The 15,482-nt window shown below is 59.0% G+C and carries 13 protein-coding genes; 9 read left to right on the top strand and 4 right to left on the bottom strand.

Annotated features, from left to right (window positions below):
* Positions 1-142 precede the first annotated feature (142 nt).
* Both tpiA and elyC read right to left on the bottom strand, forming a co-directional pair.
* Positions 143-898 carry a triose-phosphate isomerase gene (gene tpiA, locus AAHA41_RS12400; RefSeq protein ID WP_041207655.1) on the bottom strand — a complete coding sequence of 252 codons (756 nt, stop codon included), beginning with the start codon at positions 896-898 and terminating at the stop codon, positions 143-145.
* Positions 899-1,033: 135 nt separating this feature from the next.
* Complete coding sequence (elyC, locus tag AAHA41_RS12395) at positions 1,034-1,804, bottom strand: envelope biogenesis factor ElyC (protein ID WP_323069131.1); 771 nt, start codon at positions 1,802-1,804, stop codon at positions 1,034-1,036.
* 101 nt (positions 1,805-1,905) lie between these two features.
* On the opposite strand from elyC, the gene cmoM reads away from it, so the two are divergent.
* The 8 genes from cmoM (at position 1,906) to AAHA41_RS12355 (ending at position 12,061) form a co-directional block, all read left to right on the top strand.
* The gene (cmoM, locus tag AAHA41_RS12390) at positions 1,906-2,682 is read left to right on the top strand and encodes a tRNA uridine 5-oxyacetic acid(34) methyltransferase CmoM (RefSeq protein WP_323069130.1); all 777 of its coding nucleotides are present in this window, start codon (positions 1,906-1,908) and stop codon (positions 2,680-2,682) included.
* A 99-nt stretch (positions 2,683-2,781) separates the two neighbouring features.
* Positions 2,782-4,116, top strand: a complete 1,335-nt coding sequence (mukF, locus tag AAHA41_RS12385) for a chromosome partition protein MukF (RefSeq protein ID WP_111901131.1) — start codon at positions 2,782-2,784, stop codon at positions 4,114-4,116.
* On the top strand, positions 4,097-4,816 hold the full coding sequence (gene mukE / locus AAHA41_RS12380) for a chromosome partition protein MukE (RefSeq protein ID WP_005336835.1): 720 nt from the start codon (positions 4,097-4,099) through the stop codon (positions 4,814-4,816). Before mukF ends, mukE begins: the two co-directional genes overlap by 20 nt.
* Positions 4,817-4,819: 3 nt before the next feature.
* Positions 4,820-9,247, top strand: a complete 4,428-nt coding sequence (gene mukB, locus AAHA41_RS12375; RefSeq protein WP_323069128.1) for a chromosome partition protein MukB — start codon at positions 4,820-4,822, stop codon at positions 9,245-9,247.
* Positions 9,248-9,685: 438 nt separating this feature from the next.
* Entirely contained in the window at positions 9,686-10,099 is a 414-nt protein-coding gene (locus AAHA41_RS12370) for a septal ring lytic transglycosylase RlpA family protein (RefSeq protein WP_323069126.1), read from the top strand.
* A 96-nt stretch (positions 10,100-10,195) separates the two neighbouring features.
* Positions 10,196-10,678, top strand: coding sequence for a GNAT family N-acetyltransferase (locus AAHA41_RS12365; RefSeq protein WP_323069125.1), 483 nt, complete (start codon positions 10,196-10,198; stop codon positions 10,676-10,678).
* Positions 10,678-11,181, top strand: coding sequence for a peptide deformylase (gene def, locus AAHA41_RS12360; protein ID WP_323069124.1), 504 nt, complete (start codon positions 10,678-10,680; stop codon positions 11,179-11,181). The genes AAHA41_RS12365 and def overlap by 1 nt, the downstream gene beginning before the upstream one ends.
* Before the next feature lie 49 nt (positions 11,182-11,230).
* Complete coding sequence (locus AAHA41_RS12355; protein WP_323069122.1) at positions 11,231-12,061, top strand: hypothetical protein; 831 nt, start codon at positions 11,231-11,233, stop codon at positions 12,059-12,061.
* Between the two features lie 79 nt (positions 12,062-12,140).
* On the opposite strand, the gene AAHA41_RS12350 is transcribed toward AAHA41_RS12355, so the two are convergent.
* Positions 12,141-12,344, bottom strand: coding sequence for a hypothetical protein (locus AAHA41_RS12350; protein WP_033113256.1), 204 nt, complete (start codon positions 12,342-12,344; stop codon positions 12,141-12,143).
* Between the two features lie 126 nt (positions 12,345-12,470).
* On the bottom strand, positions 12,471-13,703 hold the full coding sequence (locus AAHA41_RS12345) for an alpha/beta hydrolase (protein ID WP_323069121.1): 1,233 nt from the start codon (positions 13,701-13,703) through the stop codon (positions 12,471-12,473).
* Positions 13,704-14,259: 556 nt separating this feature from the next.
* Here AAHA41_RS12345 and ygeW point away from each other — a divergent pair.
* Complete coding sequence (gene ygeW / locus AAHA41_RS12340; RefSeq protein ID WP_323069119.1) at positions 14,260-15,447, top strand: knotted carbamoyltransferase YgeW; 1,188 nt, start codon at positions 14,260-14,262, stop codon at positions 15,445-15,447.
* The last annotated feature ends 35 nt before the right edge of the window (positions 15,448-15,482 follow it).

Here is a 15,482-nt window from a genome sequence, read left to right as displayed (position 1 = left end):
TGGATCTGAGTTGTCAAATACGAATGTTTGGAAATAGACAAGCCACTTTTACTATATCGGCTTTCGTATGGGATGCGGGGGCCACCATAGGAAAAGCGATACAAGAGAGGGGACAAGCCCCTCTCTTTGCCGTAATCAGCGATTACTTGGCAGCGCCAGCGATGATCTGGGAGAAGTCGTCCACTTTCAGGGACGCACCACCGACCAAGCCACCGTCGATGTCCGGCTGACCGAACAGGTCGGCAGCAGTGGCGCCAGTGACGGAACCGCCGTACAGGATCTGTACTTTGGCAGCAACGGCGGCATCAAAACCGGCCAGGTACTGACGGATGTGAGCGTGAACGGATTGAGCGATCTCCGGAGTGGCAGTCTTGCCAGTACCGATGGCCCATACCGGCTCGTAAGCGATAACGGCGTTGTTGAAGGAGGCGATACCGCAACGGTCGATAACGGCTTTCAGCTGGGTCTCAACCACGTTCTTGGTCACGCCGGCTTCGAATTGCTCCAGAGTTTCACCGATGCACAGAACCGGCACCAGGCCGCCTTTCTGGATCGCCTCGTACTTGGCAGCAACTACGTCGTCACTCTCTGCGTGCAGGGTACGACGCTCGCTGTGGCCGACCAGGGAGTAGGTGCAACCGAAGGCTTTCAGCATGGACGGAGCGTTTTCACCGGTGAAGGCGCCAGACTCGTGTACGTCGGCGTTCTGGGCACCGTAGGCGATTTTGGTGCCTGCGGTCAGCTGCTCAACCAGACCCAAAAAGATAACCGGCGGGCAGACGGCGACTTGCACAGAAGGATGAGCGGCAGCAGCCGGGGTCAGTCCTTTGATCAGAGCTTCTACAGAAGCCTTGGTGCCGTTCAGTTTCCAGTTACCCATTACCAGGTGCTGTCTCATCTTCTTAATCTCCTAGGCATTTGATTGCGCAACATTATATGAATTGAACCGAGCCCAAGATAGCTGACCCGGCGGCAAATGACGTAATTTTTTTTCGCTTTCCTGATCCAAATCAGGAATGAAACGCTTGATTGCTCATTCGTTAACCTGCCCCCGCAAGCGAGCCCACCATACCCCAATCCATTCGTGGATGGCAGCTTCGGAATACATCAGATAACGCCCTTTGGGTAAATAACTGTAGAGCGGTTGGGCCACCTGGCTCTGCTTGGCGGTGTAATCGGTGGGGGCCGGCACGGCGTTGAGCCCCTGACCCTGATAGAGGGCCATGGCGCGCGGCAGGTGGGTGGCAGAACTGACCAGCGCCACCTCTTTTCCTTTCAGATGTCGGCTGATACTGACCGCCTCATCATGAGTGTCTTTGTTGTTTTCAAACAACGTCATCCGCGAACGGGGAATACCGAGGCTCTCGGCCATCCGGGCATTGACCTCGGCATTGGAGAGGGTATCCCCCGACACATAGCCGGAGAAAACCAGCTCGGCTTCGGGATAGGCCTGGGCGAGGCGCACCCCCTCCAGAGTTCGTGCCAGCGAGATATTGTTCTGCCAACTGCGCATCGGCAGCGCCGGATCGCTGACATGGCCGTTGCCGAGCACCACGATGGCGTCGATGTTGGGATGCTGGCTCACCTCGAACGGCGGGAAGGTTTGCTCCAGCCCGCGGGCCAGTTCGTAGCTCACCGGCCGCATTCCCAGCAGGGCGACCAGCAGCAGCGACAGAGTCGCCAGCAGCTTGCCGGTTTTCTGAAAACGGGTGAACCAGAGCAGCAGCAAGGCGACCAGCAGCAGGGAGAGGGAGAAGGGGAGCGGCATCAGCAGCTGACCAAGCCACTTTTTGAGCACAAACACGGCAGACACTTCCTTGAGTTTTCAGCAAATTCGGGATGTGACAGAATACCTCTCTTTTTTGGGATGGCCACAACCCCGTGGCGCTAATGTTGAGTTTCTCCTTGAAGCACGATCAGAGTTTTGACGGGCGCGCCGACAAGTTCGCCCGCAACATTTACGACTCCACCAAGGGGCGCATCCGCACCACCATTGTCTGGAGCGACATCGAAGCCTGCCTGGCCCGCCTTGGCAACCGACCGCTGCGCATCCTCGATGCGGGGGGCGGTTTTGGCTATTTCGCCCAGAAGCTGGCGGCCATGGGTCATCAGGTGGAGCTGTGCGATCTGTCAGCAGAAATGCTGAAACTGGCCCGCAGCCAGATCGCCGAGAAGGGGCTGGAAGACAAAATTCGTCTCATCCATTGCCCCATTCAGGATCTGAAGCAACACGTGACCGGGACCTTTGATCTGGTGCTCTGCCATGCGGTGCTGGAGTGGCTTGCCGAGCCGCGTCAGACCTTGCTGGGTCTGTTCCCTTTCGTCAATGCCGGGGGCATACTGTCGCTGCTTTTCTACAACCGTCATGGCCTGCTGTTCCAGAGCCTGGTGGTGGGCAATTTTGACTATGTGCGCCTTGGTCTTCGCAAGAAGCGTCAGACTGCGCTTACGCCCACGAATCCCCAGCTGCCGGAGCAGGTCTATGACTGGATTGGTCGTGGGGGGCTGCGCATCATCGGCAAGACCGGGGTGCGGGTGATCCACGACTATATGCGTCACAAGCAGGATCAGGTGGAGAAGTTCGACGATCTGCTGGCCATGGAGCAGCAATATTGCCGTCAGGAGCCTTTTGTCTCCCTCGGTCGCTATATCCATGTGATGGCCCAGAAGCCGGCCAGCTGATTGCTCGCGGTTCACGTCGATGTGAACCATGTTTCGATGCTACCGGATGTAGCCGCGCGCACGATTTTGCGCCCAATACAACAACGAGATGACAACATCATGATGAGTACATCCCGTACCCTGCCAGAGCGTTCTTTGCCGGAGCTAGTAGGGTGGGTCAGGCAGGAGGGGTTGGCGCTGAGCCTGCCAACCGACCGGCTGGCCTTTCTGATTGCAATCAAGACCCTGTCCGAAGATGAGTCGGATCTGTCGGAAGCGGCGCTGCACGATGCCTTTGGCTATGTCAGCAGCGCTTTCGGTCAGATGGACGAGACCCTCACCGGTCGCGCCAACAACGCCATCAACGATCTCATTCGCCAGCAGCTGCTGTCGCGTTTCAACACCGACATGGTGGCGGGGGAGAGCCTCTACCGCCTGTCGCGCCTGGGTGTGAGCATCGTCGACTTCTTTATGGATCAGCGTCAGGTTGACTCCATCAAGCTCTCCATTCTGCTCGAACACCTGGCTTCCGAGCTCGACACCGCCCGCAAGGCGGCGCTGGAGACCAACACCCGCGAGCAGTGGGATGCCGAGGTGCTGCCGCGCCTCACCTTCTCGTTGGAAGAGACCCTTGGACGTATCGATCTCACCCAGCGCGCCATGGATGAGCAGCAGAATCAGGTCAAGAGCGAAATCGCGGCCCTGCTGACCCAGAACTGGGTCGATGCCATTCACAGCTGCGAAAAGCTGCTGCACGAGACAGGCCAGACCCTGCGCGAGCTGCAGGATACCCTGGACGCTGCCGGCCACCGCCTGCAGGCGGGGCTGCTCAATATTCAGGAAGCGGCGCAGGGGCGCGACGATCTGTTCCACGTCGAGGAGCTGACTCACGCGTTGCAAGGTCGTCTTGACGTCATCACCAGCTGGGGTCAGCAGTGCATCGAGCTCTGGTCCCGCTACGACAGGCACGTCCACAAATTTATCCGCAACGCCATCGACATGGACAAGAACCGCGCCTTCAGCCAGCGGCTGCGCGAGTCCATCCGCAATTTCGAGCAGCACAACTGGCAGCTGCGGGTGGCCGAAGAGCCCCGTCTGCTGGAGTTGCGCGACGAAACCATCGCCATCCACGACGAGGAGGTGACCGGTGAGGTGCCACTCGAGATGGAGTACGTCGAGATGGTGGACATCAACCAGGAGCTGGCCGAGCGCATCGAGCGCTATCTGGCCCGCTACCCCGAGCAGGGCCAGCAGCTGGACTTGGCCGATGTGCTGCGGGAATACCTGCTGGACTACCCGGCTCATGCCCACTTCGATGTGGCGCGTCTTCTGATCGACCAGGCCGTGCGCCTGGGCCATGCCAGCGGCGAGCGCGAACTGCATCGCCAACCCGCATGGAAACCCATTAACCAAGCTGGATCCAAGGTTCAGGCCTATGTCATTGATCAATTCTGAGTTTCCCTTGCCGCTGCGCCTCGCAGAGGCGATTGCCAACCCCTTGTTTCCGCGCATCGATACCGCCTTGCGCTCCGGTCGTCACATCAGTGCCGACGAGTTCGAGCAGCATTCGGCGCTGGTCGAATATCACAGCGAGCTGGAGATCTTCTACGGCCGCTATCAGGTGGAGCTGATCAAGGCGCCGGAAGGCTTCTTCTACCTGCGCCCGCGCCCGAGCTCCGACATCGGCACCACTGTGCTCTCCGAGCTCGATATGCTGGTGGGCAAGGTGCTCTGCTACCTCTACCTGAGCCCGGACCGTCTGGCTTCGGAAGGGGTATTCGCCATGGCCGAGCTGCAAGAAGAGGTGCTGAGCCTCGCCGACGAGAAGCAGCTGCTGCGGATGGTCAACAGCCGCTCCGGCGGTACCGATCTCGACAAGAAGAAGTTGCTCGAAAAGATCCGTACCTCCATGCGCCGTCTGCGCCGCCTTGGCATGATCACCGCCCTTGGCAACGGGGATAAATTCCGGGTCAACGAATCGGTGTTCCGTTTCGCCGCTGACGTGCGTTCCGATGAAGATCCGCGCGCCGTTCAACTGCGGATGATCCAGGAGGGTGAAGCCATCTTCCACGACGACGAAATGCCGAGCAGCGACTCGCTCTTTGATGACATCGAGGCGGATCTCGATGAAGAACAACTGGATCTGGAGGTATAACCGGTGCGAGGCAAGTTCAAATCCCTGACCATGGTCAACTGGAACGGCTTCTTTGCCCGGACCTTCGATCTCGACCAGCTGGTCACCACTCTTTCCGGCGGCAACGGCGCGGGCAAGTCCACCACCATGGCGGCCTTTATCGCGGCGCTCATCCCCGACCAGTCACTGCTTCACTTCCGCAATACCACGGAAGCGGGCTCCAGCAGCGCCTCTCGTGACAAGGGGCTCTACGGCAAGCTGCAGCGCGGCCACTGCTACTCCCTGCTGGAAGTGATGAACAGCCGCGAACAGCGGATCTGGGTCGGCGTCCACCTCGAGCAGGTGGCCAACCGTGACAACAAGGTCAACATCACCCCGTTTGCGCTGGTGGATGTGCCGGAGAATCTGGCACCGACCGATCTGCTGCTGGAGAAGCTTGATGGCGGCAAGGGCCGGGTACGCGCCTTTACCGATCTGAAAGGGGCGGCCGCCGAGCTGGGGGCGCTGAAAGTCGCCAAATTCAATACGGTGACCGACTATCACAACTTCATGTTCGAGTTCGGTATCACCCCGAAGAAGCTGCGTGATCAAAAAGATCGCGGCAAGTTCTACCGCCTGATCGAAGCCTCCCTCTACGGCGGCATCTCCTCGTCCATCAGCCGTTCCCTGCGCGAGTACCTGCTGCCGGAGAACTCCGGGGTACGCAAGGCGTTTGCAGACATGGAGGCGGCCATCTATGAAAACCGCCGCACGCTGGAAGCGATCAAGGAGACCCAGGGTCAGCGGGATCTGTTCAAGAATCTGATCACCGAGACTACCCACTATGTGGCTGCCGACTATGTGCGCAACGCCGCCGAGAAGAGCCGTCTCTCCGAGCTGGCCCTCAAGGCGCGTCAGGAGCTGGCCGACAAGCGCCGCATTCTGGCCGAAGAGAAGCAGCGCGCCATCTATCTGGCCGACGAGGTGGAGCAGCTCACCAACCGCGAGAAACTGCTGACCGACGAGCTGGAGTCTGCCTCAGAGCATCTGGCCAAGGTGATGGCAGCGGTTTCCTTGCAGAAGAAGATCGAGATGTACCGCGCCGATCTGGCGGATCTCTCTGACAAACTCGAGCAGCAGCAAGCGGTGGTGGAGGAGATCCACGGCCAGCTGCTGGAAGTGGAAGAGCGCAAGGAGCTGGCACAGGCAGAAGTCGACAGCCTCAAGACCCAGCTGGCCGACTACCAGCAGGCGCTCGATATTCAGCAGACCCGCGCCATCCAGTACCGTCAAGCGGTGCAGGCGCTGGAGGCTGCCCGCGAGCAGTGCGAGCTGCCGGGGCTGACCGCCGAACAGGCGAGCGACACCCTGCACCAGTTCCGCGCAGCCGAGCAGAGCCTCACCAGCCGGGTGCTGGGGGCCGAACAGCAATTGGCGCTGGCCAAGGCGGCGGTAGCCGAGCATGAAGCGGCGTTGGCGCTGCTTTTGAGCATCGCCCCGGAGACAGTGCGCGAGGCCGCCTGGCCCACCGCGCAGGCGTTGCTCAAGCGTCACATCGAAGACAAGGCTCGCATTGCCCAGGGGCAGGGGCTGCGCGCCGCGCTGGCTCGCCTCGAGAAAGAGAGCGAAAGCCAGAAGAGTCTCTTCAAGCTGCGCGACGAGCTGCAGCAGGCCTCTGGCCAGCTGATTGCCAGCAGCGATGAGCTGGAGATCTTCCTCGAAGCCCAACGCACCCGTCAGGAGGAGCTCTCCGAGCAGCAGGCGGAGGTGAACCAGCGCCGCGCCAGCCTCGAGCATCAGGGCACCCAGCTGGGGCGTGATATTGCTGAGCTGACCAAGCTGGCGCCGCGCTGGCTGAAATCCTTTGAAAAGCTCGAGCAGCTGCGCGAACAGAGCGGTCTGCCGCTCGCCACTGCCGAAGAGCTTTCGGCCGGTATGCAGACAGTGCTCGACAAGGAGCGCGAGTTCGAACAGGAGAGCAACCGCATCGCGGCGCAGAAACAGGCGCTGGAGCTGCAAATTCGCAATCTGCAGCTGGGGGCAGGCGAGGCGGATCCACGTCTTGCCCGCATTGCCGAGCAGGTGGGGGGCGTGCTGCTCTCCGATGTCTACGACGACATCTCCATCGACGATGCCCCTTACTACTCCGCGCTCTACGGCCCGGCTCGCAGCGCCCTGGTGGTGCTCGACCTTGAGGGTGCCATCGAGCGGTTGAAAAAGCTGGAAGATTGCCCGGAAGATATCTACCTGATTCAGGGCAACCCCGACTCCTTTGATGAGGATCTGGTGGAAGCGGACGAGCTGGGGGACGCCGTGCTGGTGCGCACCAGCAAGCGTCAGGTGCGCTTCTCCCGCTATCCCGAGCTGCCGCTGTTTGGTCGCGCCGCCCGGGAAAAACGGATCGAGCAGCTCGACCTTGAGCGCGAAGGGCTCATCGAGGGTTACGCCAAGGCTGCCTTCGAGCAGCAGAAGTACCACCGTCTCTACGGTCACTTCCGCGACTTTATTGGCCAGCATCTGGATATCGCCTTCCGCCCCGACCCCGAAGCCGAAGTGCAGGCCAAACAGGCCGAACTGCGCGCGCTGCAAGGGACCATCGGTGAGTGCGACAAGCAGCTGGCCGAGGCCAAAGCGGCCGGCGCCCAGCTGACTCGCCATATCCAGCTGGTGCAGGGGATGCTGCCCTTTGCTCACCTGTTTGCCGAGACAGAGCTGGCGGCCCGCCTCGAGGCGGCTCACGCCGATGTGGAAGCCCTGAAACAGGCCGAAGCCTTTATCGCCAAGCACGGCAAGTCGCTGGAAAAACTGGAAACCATGGTGCAGGTGCTGCGTCAGGATCCGCAGGATCTTGCGGCGCTGCAGGCTGCCTATGATGAGGTGAGCGACCTGTTGGCCGAGCAGAAGCGCCGTTGCTACGCCCTCGATCAGCTGGTGGCCCGCCTGCCGCACTTTGCCTATCAGGATGCGCAAGACCTGCTGGGCAAGGCCTCCGAGATGAGCGAGCGACTCAAAGAGAAGCTGAAAGCGGCAGAGCTGGCGGCCCGCACCGCTGGCGAGCAGCACAAGCAGATTGCCCAGCGCCACACCGAGGCGTTGCAGCTGCGCACCGCCCTCAACTCCAGCGTCGAGGCCAAGCGCCAGACCCTGACCGAGTTTGAGCAGGAGCTGGCGGCCATGGGCCTGACCCTCTCTGACGATATGGAAGAGAAGGCGCGCGCTCACAAGAAAGAGATCGAAGAGCTGCTGATCCGCACCCGTTCCCGTCGCACCAGCGCCGAGGCCCAGTTGCAGGTGACCAAGCGCGAGATTGAATCCCTCGGTGGCCGTCTCAAGCTGGAAGGCAAGGATTACTACAGTGCCCGTAAATCCCTGGTGGGTCACAAGGCGAGCTGGTCGCGGGTGGTGCGGCTGGCGCGGGAGACCGACGTCGAGAAGCGCCTCAACAAGCGCGAGCTGGCGTACCTTGACAGCGACGAGCTGCGTTCCATGTCGGACAAGGCCCTCGGCGCCCTGCGGGTGGCGGTGGCACACGACGAGGCCCTGCGCGATGCGCTGCGTCTCTCCGAGGGCAACCGCAGCACCGAGCAGAAGGTGGCCTTCTACGTGCAGGTCTACCGTTACCTTAAAGATCGCATCCGCAACGACATCATCCGCTCCGATGATCCGGTCGAAGCGATCGAGGAGATGGAGATCGAGCTGGCCCGTCTCGCTGACGAGCTCAAGCAGCGGGAAACCCATCTGTCGCTCTCCTCCCATGAGGTGGCGGCCAAGATCACCAATATCATCCGCCGCGAGCAGAACCGCATCCGGGTGCTCAACCAGGGTTTGCAGAACATCGCCTTCGGTCTGGTGCGCGGGGTGCGCCTCAACGTCAATATCCGCGAGGCCCACACCCGTCTGCTGACGGCGCTGGCCGATCAAACCGCCATGCACAACGATCTGTTCGCCGACAAGGAGCTCAGCTTCTCCGAGGCGATGGCCAAGCTGTTCCAGCGCCTGAACCCGCAGATCGAGCAGGGGGATCGCAGCTATCAGGTGATGGGCGACGTGCTGCTCGACTATCGCAACTATCTGGAGCTGGAGATCGAGGTGCAGCGCGGGGCCGATGGCTGGCTGCGGGCCGAGAGCGGTGCGCTCTCTACCGGTGAGGCGATCGGTACCGGTCAGGCCATCCTGCTGATGGTGCTGATCAGCTGGGAGGAGGAGTCCCGCCGTCTGCGCGGCAAGGATATCGCCCCCTGCCGTCTGCTATTCCTCGACGAAGCGGCCCGTCTGGATGGCAAATCCATCGCCACCCTGTTCGAGCTGTGCGAGCGGCAGGATATGCAGCTGCTTATCGCAGCGCCCGAGAACATCAGCCCCGAGAAGGGCACCACCTACAAGCTCATCCGCAAGGTGCAAGGCAAGCACGAGCATGTGCATGTGGTGGGTCTGCGCGGTTTCGGCTTTGCCGACGACAAGCTGATCGCCTGACTCTGATGGGCAAATAGCAAGAGAAAAGGGAGGCATTCGCCTCCCTTTTTATTGGAGAAATATGGCAAAGTAGCGGCGCTGCCCCTGATGGGATAAGGCTGCGGATGAACGGGCTTGCCCGGTTCTGGTTAATAAGTATCCCTCTTGTTGTGCTGCGTTTCGGACGCAGATCGGAGGGGGGTTGCGTGCTCTTGTTGGCAAACGAGAGCAGAGAAGTGGCCCCTTGATTGTCTCTTAGGTGCAACAGTGGTGATTTAAAGCCTGTGTTTATTGCAACAATCGCGGTGACCACTGCGTTGGCAACAGGGCTGGGCCCCATGATGGCAAGGGGCCGCCTACATTGCGGTGGCTTGCCGGTATGGGGAGAGTCTCCCCGTTACTGCGACGTGAGATGATCCGCCGGACTATCTATCCGGCAAGGTGAGCGAGGAGAAGTAGATGCGCGGCATCGGGAGAGAGGGAGTGGTGCAATCGGTCTGCAAAGGGGGGCTGTTGCTTGTCTGCCTGCTGCTGGCCGCCTGTAGCAGCCGTTATGACGAGAGCCACGGCGGCAGCTGGCGCGGCTATAGCGAGACCGGTTATGCCAGCTATTATGCCGACCGCTATCACGGTAAAAAGACCGCCAGCGGCGAGCTCTATCGTAACAACCTCAATAGCGCCGCCCATATGGAATTGCCCTTTGGCTCCATGGTGCGGGTGACCAACCTCGCCAACGGCAAGAGCGTCGTGGTCAAGGTCAATGATCGTGGCGCCTTTAAAAGCGGGCGAATTATCGATCTCTCCAAATCGGCTTTTAGCTCCATCGGCAATATTCGCGACGGGATTATCAAGGTAAAGGTTGAGGTGTTGTGACCGCTCGTGATGCTTCAGAAGCTGCCGTTTGGAGAAATCGTAATAGGGTGATTGTGTGCTAACCGCGTATCCAATATGGCTTGAGCAGGGAAAGAGATGGATATTGAGCTGATTAATGTGCCGCAAAGTGAATTGGAGCAGGTCTTTACTGCCGTCAAAGAGGGAATATTTCCCTATGTTGAGGCGCTCTTTGGCTGGGATGACCAATTTCAACGCGAACGGCTAGCCAGCTCATATTTGCCGCAATGGTTTTCGTGGATCCTGCATGGGGGAGAACGCATTGGTCTGTTATGTAGCAAGCCATATGAGGATGCCCAGCATGTTCATCTGCTGATCATTTTCCCTCAGTATCAGGGGCGGCAGCTTGGCGCTGCCGTGATGGAACGGCTTCATCAGGAGGCTGAGCGTGAGGGGAAATGCCGGGTCACCTTGTCCAGCTTCACAGAGAACCATGGGGCGATACGGTTTTATGAGCGCCTTGGTTACAACGTGGTCGAAGAGGATCAGGCGTTTGTCTCCATGTCCCGGCCGTTGGGCAGTGACCTCGGATTGAAAAAAGTGGTTAATGGAGAGTTGTGATGGCGATTTTGAATATTTTGACGGCTCCCGACCCCAGGTTGAGGCTCAAGGCCGAGCGGGTTGAGGATATTGCTGCCGTACAGGGGCTGATCGATGACATGCTGGCAACCCTGTATGCGACGGAAAACGGGATTGGTTTGGCCGCGACTCAAGTCGGGCGTAAAGAGGCGATCGTTATTATCGACTTGTCCGAGAGCAGGGATCAGCCGCTGGTTTTGATTAATCCACAAGTGATAAGCGGTACTGAAAAGGTGCTTGGACAAGAGGGCTGTCTCTCCGTGCCGGATTATTATGCGGATGTCGAGCGTTACAGCTCGGTGGTGGTATCTGCACTGGATCGAAAAGGCAATCCGATTACCATCGAGAGCAGCGATTTTTTGGCCATTGTCATGCAGCATGAAATTGATCATCTGGATGGCAACTTGTTCATTGATTACCTGTCACCGCTCAAGCGGCAGATGGCACTCAAACGCGTTAAAAAATCGCTCAAGTCCGCCAGCTAACATCTGCGGATAGTGGCTGGCCGTTTTAGTTATGTGAAGAGCAGGCAGAATGAAAGTAGCAAGATGGAATGTCAGGGCACTGTTTGGCCGCAATAGCAAAGGAGGGCAGGGGCGTTATGGCTTATGTGCTGCGTTGCTGCTGGGAACATTGTGGGTAGCTCTCCCCGTATCAGCCGACGAAGAGCAGCTGCCGGCCGAATATCGCCCCTTTGTGCAGCAGTTGGTCGATGCGGCAGAAGCCCGTGATCATCAGGCCCTTGCCAACCAGATGAAGTACCCCTTCAAGCAGGAGTATCCCATTCCCGCCATCAAAACCCCGGCGGAGATGCTGACCCGTTTTGATGAGGTATTTGATGACGCCATATTAACAAGCATTGCTACCTCCCGGGTCGGGCAGGATTGGCAGACCATGGGCTGGCGCGGCATCATGCTGGGCAGTGGCGAGGTCTGGATGGACTTTGATGGCAAGGTCATCGGTATCAATCATCAGACGGCGCAGGCCGCCAAATTGAAAGCCGAGCTTATCGCTAGGCAGAAAAGTGGTCTGCATCCCAGTGTGCGAGAGTACAAGAGCCCCGCGCTGATGTGGCAGACCGAGAAATTTACCATCCGCATCGACGAGCTGGACGATGGCCACTATCGCTACGCCTCCTGGGCCAAGGGCAAGACGCTCGCCGACAAGCCGGATCTGGTGTTGAAAAATGGCACCGTCAGGGTGGAGGGGACGGGGGGCAATCATACCTACCTCTTCACGAGCGGCCCCTATCGCTACGAGTGCGTCGTCACCGTATTGGGTGAGCGAGGCGTGCCACCGGGTGAGCTGGTGGTCTATAAAGGCGACGTCGAGATAGTGCACCAACCGGTGATCAAGGTGCTGTGACAGCAAATCCACATAAAGAGAGATCAAAGAGCGGCCAGGTGCCGCTCTTTTGCTTTCACACACAGAGGGATGAGCTGCGCTAGCTTTGCGGCACCCTGACCCCTTTATCGAGATAGAGGCTGCTGTAGTTGGCCCTGTGGGTGACAAACATCACCTGATGGCGGCTACCGTCGGAGAGGATAAGGAAATCGCCCGCCTGGGCAGGGCTTTGCAAGGAGACCTCCTGCTCGGGGGCGGTCAGGCGGTCGACATCATCCTTGAAGGTGAGGGTGTAAGAGAACATATGGCGCTCCACTGCTGGCTCATATCAAACACTGCCTCCAAGGCTAGTTGCTGCGAGCACTGCATGCTGCGCCCGATTGGCGCTGTTCGACCAAATTTCTGAAACGGTATGCAAAGAGAAGGGGGATCACCTGGCATCGTCAAGCCAGTCCAGCAGTTGTGCACCGACCTCCGGGCTGCCGAGCAGGGCCATATGAGTGGTGCGATAGACAATCAGGGTATGTTCGGGGGGAAAGTCGAGTTGATGTGCGCGCTCCCGGTGCAGGCCCAGCGCACTGCGCAGGGGGACCAGTCCATCGCCAATCAGCCGTTCTGCCAGCAGGGTGCGTTTGGCGGATGTGGTGCCGGCGATGGCAAAGCAGGCTACGTCGCTTGGAAGCGGGAGCGGTTGGCGGGGATCACGCCCTATGGTGCGCTCCCTGTTATTGCGGGAGGCGTCGATGACCTTGCCATGGCGAAGATCCCGAATGCCCTGGCTGCGTATGCGGGTCAGATTCACAAAGGGCATGCTGTAAGGGGTGACTGGCAGCAGCTGCTCCAGCCAGTGGCCAGCGGATTCGAGCGGCGCGCCGTGGTGCGGGGTGCCAAGAAAGATCAGATGCTGCAGTCGCTTGGGCCAGCGCAGTGAGTGGATTTGGGCGTAATGGCAGGCACTTCGGATAACCAGTCCCCCCATGCTGTAGGCCAGCACGCTGAGCTGCTTGATGGCCCCCGGCCATCGGTCACACAGATCCTCCAGCTGCAGCGCCAGCGCCTGCCCGTTGCTGGCAATGGAGAGACCCGAGTTGTAGCGCAGATAAAGAGGCAGATAGCCAAGCGCCCTGGCCACCGCTTCGCCATGGTTGACGGACTTCCCCTGATAGCTGGTGTGCCACTGCAAGTCGTTCATGCAGAGGCCATGGATCATCAGCAGCACTCGCCCCGTGTGGGGAAGGTCGGCTGGCATGGTCTGCCAATCGAGCGGCTTGCCCTGATAGCGCAGAGTCATCGGGGTGGCGAGGGCGTTTTGCTGCTCGACCAGCTTGTCCCCCAGCACCCCATTGAGGGTGGCAAGCAGAGCCGCGCGCTTGGGCGTCTCTGCCACAGAAGGTCGCGTCGGGAGTGGCAGGCGGGCCAGCAGGCCATTGATACCACTGCCGAGGCTATTTGCGGCCCCGTGAACTCCCTTGTAAATAAGCCCGGTGAGCCCTGCCGTCTTACCTTTCTCTCGCCCCTTGATACCCATACCACCCAGCACCGCCTGATGCACCGCTTCCGTTATCTGTACGGTAGCGGGCAGCGCCTGGGTCAGCAGTTGCGCCAGCTCGCGGATATCCGAAAGCTGCCAGGAGGAGGGCGACTTGTCGGCGGCATCGGTCATAAGCACTCCTTGCTGTGGTGGATAAAGTGGCCGGAGCCATGCTGCGAATGGTCTGCAGGCCAAACCAGCTTGCTCCCTTTGGCCTGTGTTTACCAGTCTCGGAAAGGCGCTCGGGTATTCGGACAGATGTGGCATATATGGCTCAATGCCCTTTGCAAGGCTGCAGAGAGGAGGGGAGGCCGTCACCTCCCGGCCGCTTATCATAATGATAAAGTTGGTCTGCTTTATATCATTTCAGCCCCGAGTGATGTGTCCGGGTGATAATTATCTCTACCGTTACTCGGTTTTATCACCCCATGAGATGTGGTCGCAGCAGGATAAATTCAGTGAACGCATAACCTCATCAGCTAAATAGGGCTAATCGCTGCTATTTTTGTGGCGCCCATCACATACTTTTGCCATTTCTTATTATTCCGCCGCAAATGTTTACCTTGGCACGCTTATTGATTGCCCTATATCGACGCTAACCGATGAGCTCACCCATAACCGGGATGCTGGTGACATCGTGAGTGACTGGGGAGCTATTCATATATCATCCAACGAATTGGGGCGAACGATGAAAGCAGTGAACGAGTTAATCAAAGAGATCAAAGCACTCAAATCCAACCTGCATGAAAAAGATTTTCTGCTGACCTGGGAGCAAACACCTCAGGAGCTTGAACTGGTATTGAAACTGGCCGAATCCCTCAAGACACTGCGTGCCGAAAATATTGCTACCAAACTGTTTAACAGCGGGCTCGGTATCTCGGTTTTCCGCGATAACTCCACCCGAACCCGCTTCTCTTATGCCTCTGCACTGAACCTGCTCGGTCTGGCCCAGCAGGATCTGGATGAGGGCAAATCCCAGATTGCCCACGGTGAAACCGTCCGTGAAACCGCCAATATGATCTCCTTCTGCGCCGATGCCATCGGTATTCGTGACGACATGTATCTGGGCGCTGGTAACGCTTACATGCGTGAAGTGGGCGCCGCACTGGATGAAGGGTTCGAGAAGGGGGTGCTGCCCCAGCGTCCGGCGCTGGTCAACCTGCAGTGCGACATTGATCACCCGACCCAGTCCATGGCTGATCTGGCCTGGTTGCAGGAGCACTTCGGCAGCCTGGAAAACCTCAAGGGCAAGAAGATTGCGATGACCTGGGCTTACTCCCCGAGCTACGGCAAGCCGCTCTCCGTGCCGCAGGGCATCATCGGCCTGATGACCCGCTTTGGTATGGATGTGACCCTGGCCCACCCGGAAGGCTATGACCTGATCCCGGACGTGATCGAAGTGGCCAAGGAGAATGCCAAGGCATCCGGCGGCAGCTTCCGTCAGGTCACCTCCATGGAAGAGGCGTTCAAGGATGCCGATATCGTCTATCCCAAGTCCTGGGCTCCTTACAAGGTGATGGAACAGCGTACCGAATTGCTGCGTGCCAATGACCACGCTGGCCTCAAAGAGCTGGAGAAACACTGCCTTGAGCAGAACGCCAAGCACAAGGATTGGCACTGCACCGAAGAGATGATGAAGCTCACCAAGGGTGGCGAAGCGCTCTATATGCACTGCCTGCCGGCCGATATTTCCGGTGTCTCCTGCAAGGAAGGGGAAGTAACCGAAGGGGTATTCGAGAAATATCGTATCGCCACTTATAAAGAGGCGAGCTGGAAGCCCTATATTATCGCCGCCATGATCATGGCTCGTAAATTCTCCGCCCCGGGAGAGACCCTCGAAGCGCTGCTGAAAGAGGCCCAGAAGCGGGTTAAATAAGTAGCGTTGGCTGAAATAAATAAAAGAAATGGCAG

The organism is Aeromonas sp. SER (assembly GCF_038739615.1).
Lineage (GTDB): Bacteria > Pseudomonadota > Gammaproteobacteria > Enterobacterales > Aeromonadaceae > Aeromonas > Aeromonas jandaei.
The sequence above is the reverse complement of the archived record's forward strand: the minus strand, read 5'-3'. Positions and strand labels throughout refer to the sequence as shown.